Below are 14,133 nucleotides of genomic sequence, written 5' to 3' on the forward strand. Positions count from 1 at the left end.
CAGGCAAAAATTCAAAGGGAATCTCAAAAAGGGGTTCGGAATTTTTTAATTCCGGACCCCTTTTGTCTACAAACTGATAGCTGCAGGAATCTGCAGCTATTTTTGTGTGCGTTCATATATGTGTGAAACGACCTTACGGATTACCCTTGAAAGGCGTTCAATTCTTCCCATTGATCTTGAAACTGAGCAATACCCAACTTCGTCGCATAATAATTTTTCCTTTTCGGTCCTTATGTCCTGCCAGTAACTATTTACATACTCTTTCTCCTCCAGTCTTTTTAAAGCTGGATATAAAACATGCTTTCTTTATAATGTAAATAACCATCACTTAGCTGTTTGAGCTGTTCGATATTCTCATACCCTTACATTTTCTTTTGAGCCAATAATGAAAGCAACACCATTCCTGTACTCCATTTTAACAGCTCTGTTTTCCGCATTCAGCTGCCCCCTCTATATAAGGAAATTAATTAGATGGCATTTCACTTTTATCATCCAAATATATACTTTCCAGAATATTTGTTACCCATTAAATATACAAATATTCAGAATTTAATTCTACCTCTTTGTGATATTTAGCCCATGAAACAAAATATGCAAAAAAACCCCTTATGGGCGGTTTTTCAATTGGTGAAAGTCATTTAAATTAAATCAGGCAACGGCTTAGGAACAGGCAAATTCCTGTGTCTGTCATCCTGTAATATATCTTTTAGATAATACTCTATGTTGGAAACAACTTCATTTGCCTCCATAACCCTTTGATATGGCTTCCAGGCAAGTTCCCCTTCATCACAGGCAGGAAAGCCCGCCTCCTGCCTCTTCAGCTCTGTAAACATACATTCCACCCGTTTGATTAAATGTCACAACCCCTCGAAAGGCCATACCCTTTACCTTCAATCCAGTTTCTTCTAGAATTTCGCGTTCCATCGATTCATCAATGGTTTCACCTTGTTCTATTTTCCCGCCTATACCATTGAATTTATGCCTATTCGGATTCTTTTGGCGATAGTCGTTTCCTTTCTTAAATCCACATTATTCGCATCTACTTCATAATTAATTTATACTTAAATAACGAACCTCTAGGAAGGAGAATTAGTATGAAACTGACCATTTCCGATCAAGCAGCTAAGTGGTATATTGATGAGCTGGGGCTTCAAGAAGGCTCTCATTTGCGCTTTTATGTAAGATATGGCGGGCATAGTTCCGTCCAAAGCGGCTTTTCATTAGGTATCATGAATGAAGAACCTGAAACTGCAGCAGCCGTAACAACTATGAATGAGATTAATTTTTATGTAGAAGAAAAAGATTTATGGTACTTTGATGGTCACGATTTACTTATTACTTTTAATGAAAAACTGACTGAACCTGAATTTCACTATGAAAAGAGTGCTTGACAATAAAGCAGCGGTGTAAACTGCTGTTTTTTCTTGCTTCAATCGAGCAGATGCTCTTTAATATTTTCCGACCTAAGAATTTCCTTTTGCTTGTCCCCTAAAAGATCGAAATGCGAGTAGCCATCCTTCCTGTGATGAATCCACTCTTTTTTAAGCCCGTATTTCTTACCCCACTCCGATAAACGCCGTAAATCTTTGCATCCCACTTTTGTAACCGTCTTGCAACCAGGAAATCGGTCGTCTAGCCAATAATGAGTTAAAAAAGCTATTTGACCTTGATCGATTTTCTGCTTCCAGGTTACTACGTCTGCCCGTTTAATCCCAAAAGCCATTTCTTAATCACCTCAATGATTGTCATTAAACCAATTCATCCTGCTTTTTATTTTTCTCATAGGCCTCATGCCAATCAGGAAACATCCGTTTAATGGATATCGGGCGGAAGGTCTCCTTTTTAACGCAAACGTGAGAAGAATGACCTGTAGCCGCCACTTCATTTTTCTCATTTACGATCTCATATCCATAAATGACCCGTAAGCCGTCATATTTTTCAATCCAGGTTTTAACCTTTACCTTATCACCATATCTAACAGGGGTTTTATACGAAGCCTGAATATCCATAACAGGTGAGAGGATGCCATCCGCTTCCATATCAGCATAATAAAACCCTAAATCATTTATCAATTTTGTCCTGCCTAGTTCCATCCATATAAAATAATTCGCATGGTAAACGACACCCATTTGATCCGTCTCTGCATACCGCACTTCAATTTCGTTTTCAGCTATGAACATTTTGTTTCCTCACTTTCATTTCTATTGCAATAAACATTTTAACATAACAACTGTTCAAATTTCATTTAAGCTGTCTCAACTGTCTGCTTCACTATATAAAGAAGGGGAGAAAGATTACGCACCTCTTTCTCCCCATTACCTATTTGTTAAATATTATCGTTATTATAACCGCTTTCCCGTGCTTCTTGTTCATCTTGCATTTCTTCCTTCATTCCCTCGATGCTCTTTCTTCTTCGGTCATTTTTGGCCTTAATTGACATTTTTTCCACCTCTGAAGAGAATGATAACGTTTCATTTGCAGCGTTTATGTTTTCTTCTGTATTTTGAATTGCATCCTGAATTTTTTCAACATTATCCAATCGGTTATCCTGATTGTGTTTATATGAGCCCATTAATTTCACCTCACGTTATTTGTTTACATAATATTATTACGATTACTATCCCCTGGTTACTCGCCTTTAGTTTGAATGACCTGAGCATGTTTGCCGGATTTGTCCTGCATTTTCTTACCGTTATTCCCACCCGCTGCTATCGGTTGTGTCCCTTGATGGCTCGGTCTAAAGTGTTTGGAATCTTTTTTTGGATTACCCATTCTATCGCCTCCTCCTCTTATCATGGATAAAAAAGCGGAAATTCATGAATGCCAGTTTTTGAAAAAGCCATGAAAAAAAAGCCAGCACTTTGAAGGGACCTTCATGGCATTGGCTCTTTTAAGGAATCTTTTGCAAAATCTATTCAGCCTTTTGCATATGTTTTTTTTCCAGACGTTCCTCAAGTCTTTCCATTTGTTTAACGTCCATCAATAATTCCTTTTTGTTTTCTTTAATTAATTCTTCAAATGTCCTTTTTCTTTTTTTCATGATTTTCACCTACTTATTTTTAATATACTATTCAGTATTGCCTAATTAACGTAAAATTATGACTATATGGTCTTCACTCCATCAATTGTCATAATTATCAGATTTTTAATCTGATAAAAATCTTCTCTACTCTCTATACTTTAACCCTTTTTTCATAAACATTAACTATATTTTTTTAATTTTTTTGATTTTTCGATTAACTTTTGACAAATTTGTTAACAAATAAACGGAACCATATAAAGGTTCCGCTACTGCATGCTATTAATGTTTCGTTCCATATCTGTAAGTTGCATGGGTGATATTACCTTATTCCTGATAATGCCTTTTTTGTCGATGAAGTACGTTGTTGGAATAAAAGAAATATTATAAAGATCATTCACTGGATTTTTTGCACTTTGACTGTCCAAAGGTATGGTAAAAGTAATTCCATTATTATTTACAAAGGACTTCACATCATTTTCCGGGTCAATATTGACAGCTAGAACGACGACATCATCACCAGCCTGTTGTGTATATTTCTCCATATCCGGCATTTCCTTTTTACAAGGCGGACACCACGTTGCCCAAAAATTCAGCATTACCTTTTTTCCCTTATAATCCGATAATTCAACCTGTTTCCCATCCAAAGTTTTCAGGGTGAAATCCGGTGCTTTAGCTCCAATTTTCAATCCGCCCAATGAATCTTTTTCGTCTTTTCCCTTCGGTTCATTATCCATCGCCTGCACGATTGCTATCGTAATAAGTGACAGTAAGACCACCAAGGCAATAATTTTTTTAATCATACTCGTCCCCCTAGTCCCATTACAATAAAAATATTAGTCCATTTCCAGAAATAGAACAACTTCCCTGTTCATCTTATCAATAAAAGGACATTCGGAAAAGTGAATTTCCTAAAATCTTATCGTGATTTCCCTCTGTTTCATAAACTTGACACAAAAAAAGCGGCAAACCTACACATGTAGGTTTGCCGCTCCTCAAAAGCTTAAATTAGCCTTTTAATTTATTACGTAATACCATTTGAAGGATACCACCGTGACGGTAGTAGTCGATTTCGATTTCAGAGTCGAAACGAACAAGTACATCAAATTCTTTTACGTTTCCAGCTTCATCAGTAGCTGTAACTGTTACGATATCACGTGGTTTAACTGTTTCGTCGATTTTAACAGCAATCGCTTCTTTTCCAGTTAATCCTAGTGTTTCAGCGTTTTCGCCTTCTTTGAATTGAAGAGGAAGAACACCCATTAACGCAAGGTTAGAACGGTGAATACGCTCGAAGCTTTCAGCGATAACTGTTTTAATGCCAAGAAGGTTAGTACCTTTTGCAGCCCAGTCACGAGAGCTTCCCATACCGTAGTCTTTACCAGCAATGACAGCAAGACCTGTTCCATCAGCTTTGTATTTCATACAAGCATCATAGATAGCCATTACATCGCCTGTTGGCCAGTAAGTAGTGTAACCACCTTCTGTACCTGGAGCAACTTGGTTACGGATACGAATGTTTGCGAATGTTCCACGCATCATTGCTTCATGGTTACCACGACGAGAACCGTAAGAGTTAAAGTCACGTGGTTTCACACCATTTTCGCGAAGGTAGATACCAGCTGGTGTATCTTTACCGATTGCACCTGCAGGAGAAATGTGGTCAGTTGTTACTGAGTCACCGAATTTACCAACTACGCGCAAGCCAGAAAGTGGGTTAACTGAACCTGGTTCTGGTGATAATCCTTCAAAGAATGGAGGATTTTGAATGTATGTTGATTTAGAATCGAAAGCGTAAATTGCTTCGTTGCTTGTTTGGATTTCATTCCAACGTTTGTTATCGTTGAATACTGTTTCGTATTCTTTACGGAATAATTCCGGTGTAACTGTTGCTTTAACAGCAGCGTTAACTTCTTCTTGTGATGGCCAGATATCAGCAAGATATACATCGTTGCCATCTTTATCTTTACCAAGTGAATCATTGTTTAGATCAAAGTCCACAGTTCCAGCAAGAGCATATGCCACAACTAAAGTAGGTGAAGCAAGGTAGTTTGCTTTCACTAGTGGATGAATACGACCTTCAAAGTTACGGTTACCAGAAAGTACTGAAGTTACTAGAAGATCTGCTTCAGCAACTGCTGCTTCGATTTCGTCCGCTAATGGACCTGAGTTACCGATACATGTTGTACAGCCGTAACCAACTACGTTGAACCCTAATTGATCAAGGTATGGTTGAAGACCTGCATCACGAAGGTAACCAGTAACAACTTTAGAACCTGGTGCCAATGATGTTTTTACATAATCCGGAACAGTCAATCCTTTTTCAACTGCTTTTTTAGCAATAAGACCTGCTCCAAGCATTACGTATGGGTTAGAAGTGTTCGTACAGCTTGTGATTGCAGCAATTGCAATCGCACCTGTTTTCATTACCGCTTCTTTACCATCGGCAAATTTAACAGTTACTTCTTTATCCAATTCAGAATTGTCCATGCCGAAACCTTGGTTACCCATAGGTGCATTGATAGCATCATGGAAAGATTGTTTCATTTGAGAAAGTGGAATCAAATCTTGTGGGCGTTTAGGGCCTGAAAGGTTTGGTTCAATTGCTGAAAGGTCGATTTCCACAACATCATTGTAAGCTGGATCTTCGTTTTCAGGAGAATAGAACAATCCATTTTCTTTGCAGTAAGATTCAACAACTTTAATTTGTTTTTCATCACGGCCTGTTAAGCGCATGTAATCGATAGCTTCTGCATCAACTGGGAAGAAACCGACTGTAGCACCGTATTCAGGAGCCATGTTAGCAATTGTTGCACGGTCAGCAAGTGGAAGATATCCTACTCCAGGGCCGTAGAACTCAACAAATTTACCAACTACGCCGTGTGCACGAAGAACTTGAGTTACTTTCAATGCAAGGTCAGTAGCTGTTGTTCCTTTAGGAAGTTGACCAGTTAGTTTCACACCAACCACTTTTGGTACTGGGAAGTATGAAGGCTGTCCAAGCATACCTGCTTCTGCTTCAATACCGCCGACGCCCCAACCAAGAACACCAATACCGTTGATCATAGTAGTATGTGAATCTGTACCGAATACAGAGTCAGGGAATACTTCAAAGTCGCCGTTTGGAGATTCAACCGCATGTACTACGTTCGCAAGGTACTCAAGGTTAACTTGGTGAACGATACCAGTTGCTGGTGGAACCGCACGGTAGTTGTTGAATGATTTTTGAGCCCAGCTTAGGAACTGGTAACGTTCTGCATTACGTTCGAATTCAAGATCCATATTAGCATCAAGAGAATCAATTGTACCTGCTTTATCAACTTGTACAGAGTGGTCGATTACAAGGTCAACTGGAATTTCCGGGTTGATTTTATCAGGATCTCCACCAAGTGCAGCGAATGCATTACGTAGAGATGCTAAATCTACAACAACTGGAACACCAGTGAAATCTTGTAGGATAACACGTGAAGGCTTGAACGGAACATCTATATCTTGTTGCTCACTTGTTCCCCACTTAGCAAGGTTCGCAACGTGTTCTTTTGTGATTACTCTTCCGTCTACTTGGCGAAGTACTGCTTCAAGTAGGACTTTAATGGAATATGGAAGGCGTGATACTTGGCCGTCCCCTGCTTTTTCAATAGCGTCTAGGCTGTAGTAGTTGTAGCGTTCCCCTTCAATTTCAAAGGATTTACGCGCTTGGTATACGTCATTTTTCGTCATGAATATTACCCCCAATTAAACTGTCAGAACTTATTCTGCACATAAAAGTAAAACCTGGTTCTCTGAAACCATGTCTACTATAAATATAAGTAAAAAAAGTTAGTTTGTCGAATTTCTTCTCTCTTCTCCCACCCTAACTCTTCCTTCAACCTAATACTAATATAGAAATGAGTATAAGTAAATAACAAGAAAGTTATTGTTTTTGATAAGTTTCTCTTATAGAAAAAAATTCTCCACATATTAAAGTGCATTTAGGAAGCCTTACTGATATGCAATTTATCGAAAATACCCCTATTTTGGCCTGATAAATTATTCCAGTAAAACATATTGGTCATTCATACATAATCATTCAACATTATCGCATTCTATGGGTGGAGGTGTCGAAATGACAAAACAAAAGGCAAATCATGTTATACCAGGTATGAATGCTGCAAAAGCGCAAGGTAATGGAGCTGGGTATAATGATGAACTGGGAAATGAACCGCCATTATCGGAAATGCAAAGGCAAAATAATAAAAAAAGAAAGAAAAACCAATGATTTCCCTCATTTCTAGGCTTTAAATAAGATAGGCTTTTTGAAATGGCAGATATACTGCATTTTTCAAGAAGCCTATTCCATTCTAAAAACAGGAAACGCCGGATAGAACCAGTCACTCAATAGTCCTCTGAATTGACCTCATTGACGATTGCCTGAATATCCTGCTCGAATTGTTTCAATTGTTCTCTCTGATGCTCGGAAGCGGTGACTAAAGCAGATTGAATTTGCTGATAGGCCTCGTTCACTTCCTGCTTCACATGTTTCAATTCCGTTCCGTAATTCGGTGCGTTCTTCTCGATGGATGAATATACATCAAATACTTGTTGATAGCTTTGCTGGGCTTCCTGGAATGTCCTTCGCTTATCTTGTTTATCCTGCATTTGGTTCAGCTCCTTAATTAGTGTCCATCCATAGCATGTACGAGGTTTGCAAATATATGTATGTGAATAAAATTTCACGGACTGATTATCTTAAGAAGTAGGAGGGATCGCACATGAACAAAAATGATGGTAAAAATAACGCACCTAAAGGAAATAACACAGGTCAACCTGCACCGTTAAGCGGTTCTCATAAGGTAAAAAATAGACAGCACTCCCGTCAGAAGCATAATAGCAGTCATGATATGTAGGCAGCTTTTATAAACGTTTCCATAACGAAGCGGTGCCGCCCTTAGGGCAGACACCGCTTTCGTTTGATGTTTACGCAGCAATCAAGTCGCAAGAAGAATGTTCGATAACTTCCTATTATAATGCAGAAATTATCGGTACCTCTTTAAAACACTTTACCTTGGATTTCAGATCCGTTCATTACAGTTATTCAGCCAAAATAACGATGATATAAAGTTTTGGCTTCTGAGATTTCTTTTGTTCCATGGATCAAGGCACGTCCATCTTTAAAAACAACCATCCGATGGGTTCCGATTGAAAATGAAAGTAAATAGGGATTTCTAATGATTTTGCCACCTTGTGGTAACAGATTTTTTTCAAGTTCCGCTAAGTCTCTTTCAAGTTTCATCGCCGGCCGAATCTGGACAGAATCCCTCCCGCATAATACGGCAGTCTTTATACGATTTGAATAGGATAGATGCGGATAAGTACGATTTGTCCCACAAGACAAACAACTGTCTTTTTTTAATTTCGCTACATCTATGGACGAATGCTCATTTTTCCAAAGATCGAACGAAACGATCTTGTTTCTAAGTGATGCATAATCTTCTACAAGGATTTTTAAGGCTTCCGTCATTTGGTGGGCAACGACCGTTTGAACAGCAGGACTAATGATTCCCGCCGTATCACAGGTCATTCCTCCAATCGGAACCGTTTCCAGCAAACAATTCAAGCATGGGGTCACCTCTGGGATCACCGTGTAACTTATCCCATAACTCCCTACACAGGCCCCGTAAATCCAGGGTATTTTATATTTTTGTGCGCTATCATTAATTAGCATCCTGGTATCGAAATTATCAGTGGCGTCCAATATTAAATCCACGCCTTCAACGAGCTTTGCCAATTCATCCACCGAAACATCCGCAACATGCGATTTTACGATAACATCTGAATTTAACGCATTCAAACGATTCTTCGCTGCCACAGCTTTCGGTATTCTTTTTTCAGCATCTTCTTCACAATAAAGCTGTTGTCTTTGCAGGTTGCTCCACTCTACATAATCTCTGTCAACAATGGTCAGTTTCCCAATTCCTGCTCGTACAAGGCCTTCTGCACTTCCCGTACCGAGAGCACCCGCTCCAATCACCAAAACGTGTTTATTGCGAATTTTCAATTGTCCTTCATTCCCTATAGGGCCAAAAATTTCTTGTCGTGAATAACGTTCAGTCATCCAATGCTCATTCCTTCAACTGGACTGCTTGCAATGGCGTACTCATTTTTTTCTATTCTGCCCGCTTCATAACCCATGCGACCTGCCTCAATGGCAAGTTTCATTGCTTTCGCCATTTTGATTGGGTTTTTTGCTCCGGAAACTGCAGTGTTAAGCAACACGCCATCCGCACCTAATTCCATGGCAATTGCCGCATCGGAGGGTGTTCCAATCCCTGCATCAACAATTACAGGAACCTTTGATTGTTCCATGATGAATCGCAAGTTCAGTGGGTTTATAATTCCTTGACCTGAGCCAATCGGTGAAGCACCAGGCATTATTGCATGACAGCCCACTTCTTCCAAGCGTTTTGCAAGCAAAACATCATCCGAAGTATAGGGTAATACAGTGAATCCCAGTTTCACTAATTCTTCAGCAGCTTTTAAGGTTTCAATCGGATCAGGCAGAAGTGTTTTTTGACAGCCGATGACTTCCACCTTAATCATGTCACATAAACCAGAAGCCTTAGCAAGTTGGGCAATGCGCACTGCTTCTTTTGCCGTCTTGGCTCCTGCTGTATTGGGAAGGAGTGTATATTTTTTCAAATCAAGCTTTTCTAAAAAATTTGGTTGACTGGCTTCGAAAATATTCATTCTCCGAACTGCAAATGTTAATATTTCCGTCTCCGAAACCTCCACTGATTGCTTTTGAACATCGAAGTTTGGATATTTCCCAGTACCTAATAATAACCTAGAAGAAAATTCATAAGAACCAATCTTTAACATATCATCCGCCTCCTACAAAATGTACAATCTCGACCTTGTCCCCATTTGACAAAAGTGTTTCACTTTGATTTTCTTTTGCTAATATTTCATCATTCAATTCAACGATCACTACTTTTTGATGTAAATTAAAGTGTTGCAAAAGTCCTGTAACTGTTGACTCATCAGCAGGAATACGTATTTTTTCCCCGTTAATAATCAATTCCAATTCATTCACCTCCATTATGAAAATTGGGTCTGTATCGAACGCTCCAATCGAAAAGCGGACCATTCAGGGTTTGTCTTCCCTTCCACAATATCCGCAATAAGTACACCTGTAATTGGAGAAAGCAGGATACCATTCCTGAAGTGACCCGTTGCAATGAAAAGTCCTTTGTATGCTGGATGTTCACCAAAGTACGGAAGGCCGTCCCCTGTTTGGGGGCGTATACCTGCCCATGTCTTTTCCCACTCGGTTTCTTTAATTGCCGGAAGCAATTGCGTTGCCTTTTCTATTAACGTTGAGATCCCTTCCATACTTACCTTTTGATCGAAAGTGTTCGCTTTTACCGTTGCCCCGACAATGATTCTCCCGCCAACTTTGGGTACAAGATAGCAGCCGTGTGAAAAGATCGTTTTTTCAAGCAATGGACGATCAGTCAGGACGGAGAAGCACTCCCCCTTTATCGGATAGGTATCGAGGTTTATTCCTGACTTTTCAAGGAGGAAAGCACTCCACGCCCCACTTGCCACAATTACATTTTCACTTGAAAATTCGCCTATATTAGTGGACACTCCTTTTACATATCCATTTTCCGTACGTAAATCAAAAACATGGACAAATTCCTTTATATCCACACCAAGGGCAGCTGCAGATTTATTAAAAGCGAGCGACAGCCTTGTTGCTGAAACTTGTCCATCCCCCGGAATGAACATGCCTCCCTTAATCTCATCCGATAGAAGCGGTTCCGTTTTCCTCATTTCGGCAGTAGATAACCATTCCGCCTCAAGTCCCGCATCTTGCTGGACTTTGATCATTTTCTTCAACTCTGCAACCTGGTTATCCGTAAGCGCCACCTTAAACATACCCTTATTCACTAATTCGATGTCTATTCCACTTATGTCTTTCAATTCTTTCGACAGTGCAGGAAACATCCCCCTGCTTCGGCTTGCCAATGTAAAGAGCGGGTTATCTGCATCCAGCTCAGCCTGTGCTCCTAACATCCCGGCTGCAGCACTTGAAGCTTTACTGGCAAGTCTATCTTTTTCCAATAAAAGGACCTTTTTACCTCGTTTGGCTAATTGAAAAGCAATGGATCCACCAATTACTCCTCCCCCAACAATGATTGCATCATATATGGAATTCATCTTATGTCTCCTTTCCTAAAGACTTCGAATATTCTTTAACGGCTCTAACCGGATTTTCCGCTTCAAGCACACCTGACATGACTGCAATTCCTTGTGCCCCAGCATCCCTTACAATTTGGCAATTGGAGGGTGTTATTCCGCCTATTGCAATAATCGGAAGATTGACATTTTTTGTGATTGCATGAAGCTCCTCAACTCCCTTAGGAGGAAGGCCGCGTTTTGAATCCGTTTCAAAAACATGACCATAGATCGCGTAATTGGCCCCATAGCGGAAAGCGGCTTTTGCTTCATCCATGGAATGGATCGAACAGCCAACACTCATCCCAGGAAATGCTCTTTTTACGACTCCTGCATCTAAACTATGAAAAGCCAATTGCACACCAAATACGTTGCGCGCCCAGGCTACATCCACCCTGTCATTAATGATGATCTTAGACAGCGGAATCTTATTATTATGTAACAGGGTCACTGCTCGATAGAGTTCTGATGCATTCATATTTTTTTCCCTTAGATAGAAGAAATCAACATGTTCTTGAATGTTTGAAGCGATTTCTACGAACTTTTCAATTGGCTGTTTTCCAGTAGAAATAATATGCAATTCTTGTGCATTCATACTTAGAACCCCTAACTAGTAAACTTGCAATCTCATAAAATCAAATAGGAAGTAACGGGAAATGAACCGATAGATAAAACCCTGCCAACAGCAGGATGATAAAATACAGAATGAATCCATGGTCTTTTATTGAAAACCCAAATTCATAATAGTATGTTCGATCCCGAGTGTCTGTAAATCGCTTCGCCTCCATCGCAACCGCGATTCTGTGAGCACGTCTGATGCTTCCGGATAACAATGGGATGGAATAGGCTTTCATTTTATAATATACCGATCTGATCCCTTTTCCCCTTTCGAAACCGCGTACCTTCATCGCGTTTCGTATCGTTTGTAACTCTTCCATCATGATGGGGATGAGCCTTAAAGCTGCCATGAAACTATAAGCATATTTCGGTTTAAGCTTAACTTGCTGCATTAAGGAATAAAACAAGTTCACAGGTCTCGTCGTCAAGGAAAAAGTTAAACCAAGTGCCGCAAAAAGCAAAGCTCGAAAGCCTACCAGTAATCCCCTCATGAAACTTTCTTCCGTAATCGATATAAGACCCCACTTAAACCAAAGTGTCTCACCTTTACCGAATAAAATCATTGCTAGAGAAGTGGATATAAAAATGAAACAAAAAGGGATTGACAAAAGTAAGATGCGTTTCATCGAATGCCCCGTAAAACACAAAAATAAGAATAAAACACCAATGGTCACATTCATCATATAATTCAGATCATGAATGAATAATGCCACAATGCATAAAACAAGCAATGCGCATAGTTTAAGGCTTGGATTAACCTTATGGAGCCATGTTTCTGCACTTGAAACATTCATCTACATGACACTCCTTTTAAAATGATAAAACTTTGGTCTCCATAAATCCGGATTGCGTGTTGACCTTTTCATCACTTATTACATTTCCGTCTTTAACCGTCCAGATCCTGGTTGCAAAGTTTCTTGAAATATGATCGTCATGAGTTACCATGATCACTGTTGTTCCGCGCCTTCGATATTCCTCAAACCATTCCAGTAATGCAAAGGTATTTTTCGAATCTTGGCCAAAGGTAGGCTCATCCAAGAGAATGATTTTTTTGTCTATGACGATAGAGGCAGCTACGCTTAAGCGACGCTTTTGACCCATTGATAATTGAAATGGATGTTTATCCCGATGGGCCTCTAGGCGGAACACTTCAAGCAATGATTGAACTCTCTCCATTATTTCTTGGTGTGGCCTTTTTCCAATTCGCAATGAATAAGCAATCTCTTCATATACAGAATTTGCAATGAACTGAAACTCAGGATTTTGAAAGACAAACGTCATATGATCGGTTAGATTTTTCACCCTTTTAATAGGGGCTCCCATTAATTCATACGTACCATTCGTTTTTATGAACTGCATCAGTGCATGCAAAAGAGTACTCTTCCCCGCGCCATTTTCTCCCCTGATTACAATCCATTCCCCTGAATGGACCATCAATTCTTCAACCTTGATTTTTTCCTCTTTATTCCGAAAACCGCTAAAGCCCTGCACATGCACTAAGGGTGAACCGTCTGCAAATTGTTGTTCCCGAATGGGGGCATTCTCTTGTATATATTCATCCCAAACACCAGGGAACCAAATTCCATGTTCTTTCATTTCCTTTTTATATAGTGAAAGAATGGTATCTCTTGGACCATCAGCCATGATTTCACCTTCACCGTTAAAAAGCACGATTCGTTCGATGAATTCTAAAACATGGTCGATTTTATGCTCGACGATAATTACCGTTTTGTCTCGACCGACTTCCTTCAACAAACCCCAGATTTCTTTAGTTCCTTCCGGATCAAGCATGGCGGTTGGTTCATCTAAAAATATCACTTCCGGTTCAAGGGCCAATACTGAAGCGATTGCCAGACGCTGTTTCATCCCGCCTGATAATGTTTCTATACTTGTATGGCCTAGGTTCAATCCTACTTTACGAATATGATTTTGGATTTTCTCATTCATTTCTTCTTTAGGGACGGAAAGGTTCTCAAGGACGAAGGCAATTTCCTCATCAGCAAATGGCATGCAAAACTGACTATCAGGGTCTTGAAAAACATATCCCCATGAAGAAGCGCATTTCAATTTCTCCGCTTTCATCGGGACTTCGATGGAATTCGGAATCAATCCGCTTAACACTTGCAAAAGAGTCGACTTACCACATCCTGATGGTCCCAACAATAGAACTTTTTCACCTTTATCAATCGAGACTGATAGGTCCTTGAAAATCAAAGACCCATCACCTGGAAATTTCATTCTTAACTTCTCAACAGAAACGATTGGTTTCATGGCCA

The 14,133-nt window shown here is 39.7% G+C and carries 19 protein-coding genes and 1 pseudogene; 3 read left to right on the forward strand and 17 right to left on the reverse strand.

The window, feature by feature from the left end:
- Window positions 1–638 precede the first annotated feature (638 nt).
- Both ACFX4X_RS15200 and ACFX4X_RS15205 read right to left on the reverse strand, forming a co-directional pair.
- Window positions 639–833: an NUDIX hydrolase gene (locus ACFX4X_RS15200; RefSeq protein ID WP_377384567.1), complete on the reverse strand. Its 195-nt coding sequence runs from the start codon at window positions 831–833 to the stop codon at window positions 639–641.
- Window positions 787–984, reverse strand: a pseudogene (locus ACFX4X_RS15205) (NUDIX domain-containing protein); the annotation flags it as partial. The pseudogene ACFX4X_RS15205 and the gene ACFX4X_RS15200, both read right to left, overlap by 47 nt.
- Before the next feature lie 110 nt (window positions 985–1,094).
- Between ACFX4X_RS15205 and ACFX4X_RS15210 the strand changes: the two are divergent.
- Window positions 1,095–1,391 carry a HesB/YadR/YfhF family protein gene (locus ACFX4X_RS15210; RefSeq protein ID WP_377384569.1) on the forward strand — a complete coding sequence of 99 codons (297 nt, stop codon included), beginning with the start codon at window positions 1,095–1,097 and terminating at the stop codon, window positions 1,389–1,391.
- A gap of 38 nt (window positions 1,392–1,429) precedes the next feature.
- On the opposite strand, the gene ACFX4X_RS15215 is transcribed toward ACFX4X_RS15210, so the two are convergent.
- The 7 genes from ACFX4X_RS15215 to acnA form a co-directional block, all read right to left on the reverse strand.
- On the reverse strand, window positions 1,430–1,723 hold the full coding sequence (locus ACFX4X_RS15215; RefSeq protein ID WP_377384570.1) for a hypothetical protein: 294 nt from the start codon (window positions 1,721–1,723) through the stop codon (window positions 1,430–1,432).
- A 25-nt stretch (window positions 1,724–1,748) separates the two neighbouring features.
- Complete coding sequence (locus ACFX4X_RS15220) at window positions 1,749–2,180, reverse strand: acyl-CoA thioesterase (protein WP_061462985.1); 432 nt, start codon at window positions 2,178–2,180, stop codon at window positions 1,749–1,751.
- Window positions 2,181–2,326: 146 nt separating this feature from the next.
- Entirely contained in the window at window positions 2,327–2,572 is a 246-nt protein-coding gene (gene tlp / locus ACFX4X_RS15225) for a small acid-soluble spore protein Tlp (protein WP_061462984.1), read from the reverse strand.
- Window positions 2,573–2,628: 56 nt separating this feature from the next.
- Window positions 2,629–2,772 carry an acid-soluble spore protein N gene (locus tag ACFX4X_RS15230; RefSeq protein WP_048678620.1) on the reverse strand — a complete coding sequence of 48 codons (144 nt, stop codon included), beginning with the start codon at window positions 2,770–2,772 and terminating at the stop codon, window positions 2,629–2,631.
- Between the two features lie 139 nt (window positions 2,773–2,911).
- Window positions 2,912–3,040 carry an FbpB family small basic protein gene (locus ACFX4X_RS15235; protein ID WP_081108788.1) on the reverse strand — a complete coding sequence of 43 codons (129 nt, stop codon included), beginning with the start codon at window positions 3,038–3,040 and terminating at the stop codon, window positions 2,912–2,914.
- Between the two features lie 248 nt (window positions 3,041–3,288).
- Window positions 3,289–3,822, reverse strand: coding sequence for a TlpA disulfide reductase family protein (locus ACFX4X_RS15240; RefSeq protein ID WP_284470912.1), 534 nt, complete (start codon window positions 3,820–3,822; stop codon window positions 3,289–3,291).
- 205 nt (window positions 3,823–4,027) lie between these two features.
- Window positions 4,028–6,739, reverse strand: a complete 2,712-nt coding sequence (acnA, locus tag ACFX4X_RS15245) for an aconitate hydratase AcnA (RefSeq protein WP_125163057.1) — start codon at window positions 6,737–6,739, stop codon at window positions 4,028–4,030.
- A gap of 385 nt (window positions 6,740–7,124) precedes the next feature.
- On the opposite strand from acnA, the gene sspO reads away from it, so the two are divergent.
- Window positions 7,125–7,277 carry a small acid-soluble spore protein O gene (gene sspO, locus ACFX4X_RS15250; RefSeq protein WP_034312428.1) on the forward strand — a complete coding sequence of 51 codons (153 nt, stop codon included), beginning with the start codon at window positions 7,125–7,127 and terminating at the stop codon, window positions 7,275–7,277.
- A gap of 116 nt (window positions 7,278–7,393) precedes the next feature.
- On the opposite strand, the gene ACFX4X_RS15255 is transcribed toward sspO, so the two are convergent.
- Window positions 7,394–7,657, reverse strand: a complete 264-nt coding sequence (locus ACFX4X_RS15255; RefSeq protein WP_061462981.1) for a hypothetical protein — start codon at window positions 7,655–7,657, stop codon at window positions 7,394–7,396.
- 113 nt (window positions 7,658–7,770) lie between these two features.
- Between ACFX4X_RS15255 and ACFX4X_RS15260 the strand changes: the two genes are divergently transcribed.
- Window positions 7,771–7,905 (forward strand): small acid-soluble spore protein P, encoded by a 135-nt coding sequence (locus tag ACFX4X_RS15260; protein WP_061462980.1) that lies wholly within the window; start codon window positions 7,771–7,773, stop codon window positions 7,903–7,905.
- 188 nt (window positions 7,906–8,093) lie between these two features.
- Here the strand turns inward: ACFX4X_RS15260 and ACFX4X_RS15265 are convergent, their stop codons facing one another.
- From ACFX4X_RS15265 to ACFX4X_RS15295, 7 genes are read right to left on the reverse strand one after another with little or no spacing between them, the layout of a single operon-like run.
- Window positions 8,094–9,113: a thiazole biosynthesis adenylyltransferase ThiF gene (locus tag ACFX4X_RS15265; RefSeq protein ID WP_377384573.1), complete on the reverse strand. Its 1,020-nt coding sequence runs from the start codon at window positions 9,111–9,113 to the stop codon at window positions 8,094–8,096.
- Window positions 9,110–9,877, reverse strand: a complete 768-nt coding sequence (locus ACFX4X_RS15270; RefSeq protein ID WP_284470915.1) for a thiazole synthase — start codon at window positions 9,875–9,877, stop codon at window positions 9,110–9,112. Before ACFX4X_RS15270 ends, ACFX4X_RS15265 begins: the two co-directional genes overlap by 4 nt.
- A 1-nt stretch (window position 9,878) precedes the next feature.
- The gene (gene thiS / locus ACFX4X_RS15275; protein ID WP_061462977.1) at window positions 9,879–10,082 is read right to left on the reverse strand and encodes a sulfur carrier protein ThiS; all 204 of its coding nucleotides are present in this window, start codon (window positions 10,080–10,082) and stop codon (window positions 9,879–9,881) included.
- A 14-nt stretch (window positions 10,083–10,096) separates the two neighbouring features.
- Entirely contained in the window at window positions 10,097–11,221 is a 1,125-nt protein-coding gene (gene thiO / locus ACFX4X_RS15280; protein WP_377384575.1) for a glycine oxidase ThiO, read from the reverse strand.
- A 1-nt stretch (window position 11,222) separates the two neighbouring features.
- The gene (locus tag ACFX4X_RS15285) at window positions 11,223–11,834 is read right to left on the reverse strand and encodes a thiamine phosphate synthase (protein WP_377384577.1); all 612 of its coding nucleotides are present in this window, start codon (window positions 11,832–11,834) and stop codon (window positions 11,223–11,225) included.
- Between the two features lie 40 nt (window positions 11,835–11,874).
- A complete protein-coding gene (locus tag ACFX4X_RS15290) occupies window positions 11,875–12,651 on the reverse strand; it encodes an energy-coupling factor transporter transmembrane component T family protein (protein WP_089363060.1) in 777 nt (258 codons plus the stop codon).
- 16 nt (window positions 12,652–12,667) lie between these two features.
- A complete protein-coding gene (locus ACFX4X_RS15295; protein WP_377384579.1) occupies window positions 12,668–14,128 on the reverse strand; it encodes an ABC transporter ATP-binding protein in 1,461 nt (486 codons plus the stop codon).
- Window positions 14,129–14,133 lie beyond the last annotated feature (5 nt).

Origin of the sequence: Peribacillus sp. YIM B13481 (genome assembly GCF_042787985.1) — a bacterium.
Lineage (GTDB): Bacteria > Bacillota > Bacilli > Bacillales > DSM-1321 > Peribacillus > Peribacillus simplex_A.

What these genes read in the sequence shown, in the direction of transcription:
- acnA (WP_125163057.1), bottom strand. Translation starts at nt 6,739, where the DNA reads ATGACGAAAAATGACGTATACCAAGCGCGTAAATCCTTTGAAATTGAA.
- ACFX4X_RS15210 (WP_377384569.1), top strand. Translation starts at nt 1,095, where the DNA reads ATGAAACTGACCATTTCCGATCAAGCAGCTAAGTGGTATATTGATGAG.
- ACFX4X_RS15220 (WP_061462985.1), bottom strand. Translation starts at nt 2,180, where the DNA reads ATGTTCATAGCTGAAAACGAAATTGAAGTGCGGTATGCAGAGACGGAT.
- ACFX4X_RS15215 (WP_377384570.1), bottom strand. Translation starts at nt 1,723, where the DNA reads ATGGCTTTTGGGATTAAACGGGCAGACGTAGTAACCTGGAAGCAGAAA.
- ACFX4X_RS15260 (WP_061462980.1), top strand. Translation starts at nt 7,771, where the DNA reads ATGAACAAAAATGATGGTAAAAATAACGCACCTAAAGGAAATAACACA.
- ACFX4X_RS15230 (WP_048678620.1), bottom strand. Translation starts at nt 2,772, where the DNA reads ATGGGTAATCCAAAAAAAGATTCCAAACACTTTAGACCGAGCCATCAA.
- ACFX4X_RS15270 (WP_284470915.1), bottom strand. Translation starts at nt 9,877, where the DNA reads ATGTTAAAGATTGGTTCTTATGAATTTTCTTCTAGGTTATTATTAGGT.
- ACFX4X_RS15295 (WP_377384579.1), bottom strand. Translation starts at nt 14,128, where the DNA reads ATGAAACCAATCGTTTCTGTTGAGAAGTTAAGAATGAAATTTCCAGGT.
- ACFX4X_RS15290 (WP_089363060.1), bottom strand. Translation starts at nt 12,651, where the DNA reads ATGAATGTTTCAAGTGCAGAAACATGGCTCCATAAGGTTAATCCAAGC.
- sspO (WP_034312428.1), top strand. Translation starts at nt 7,125, where the DNA reads ATGACAAAACAAAAGGCAAATCATGTTATACCAGGTATGAATGCTGCA.
- ACFX4X_RS15285 (WP_377384577.1), bottom strand. Translation starts at nt 11,834, where the DNA reads ATGAATGCACAAGAATTGCATATTATTTCTACTGGAAAACAGCCAATT.
- ACFX4X_RS15265 (WP_377384573.1), bottom strand. Translation starts at nt 9,113, where the DNA reads ATGACTGAACGTTATTCACGACAAGAAATTTTTGGCCCTATAGGGAAT.
- ACFX4X_RS15240 (WP_284470912.1), bottom strand. Translation starts at nt 3,822, where the DNA reads ATGATTAAAAAAATTATTGCCTTGGTGGTCTTACTGTCACTTATTACG.
- thiO (WP_377384575.1), bottom strand. Translation starts at nt 11,221, where the DNA reads ATGAATTCCATATATGATGCAATCATTGTTGGGGGAGGAGTAATTGGT.
- ACFX4X_RS15200 (WP_377384567.1), bottom strand. Translation starts at nt 833, where the DNA reads ATGTTTACAGAGCTGAAGAGGCAGGAGGCGGGCTTTCCTGCCTGTGAT.
- ACFX4X_RS15255 (WP_061462981.1), bottom strand. Translation starts at nt 7,657, where the DNA reads ATGCAGGATAAACAAGATAAGCGAAGGACATTCCAGGAAGCCCAGCAA.
- ACFX4X_RS15235 (WP_081108788.1), bottom strand. Translation starts at nt 3,040, where the DNA reads ATGAAAAAAAGAAAAAGGACATTTGAAGAATTAATTAAAGAAAACAAA.
- tlp (WP_061462984.1), bottom strand. Translation starts at nt 2,572, where the DNA reads ATGGGCTCATATAAACACAATCAGGATAACCGATTGGATAATGTTGAA.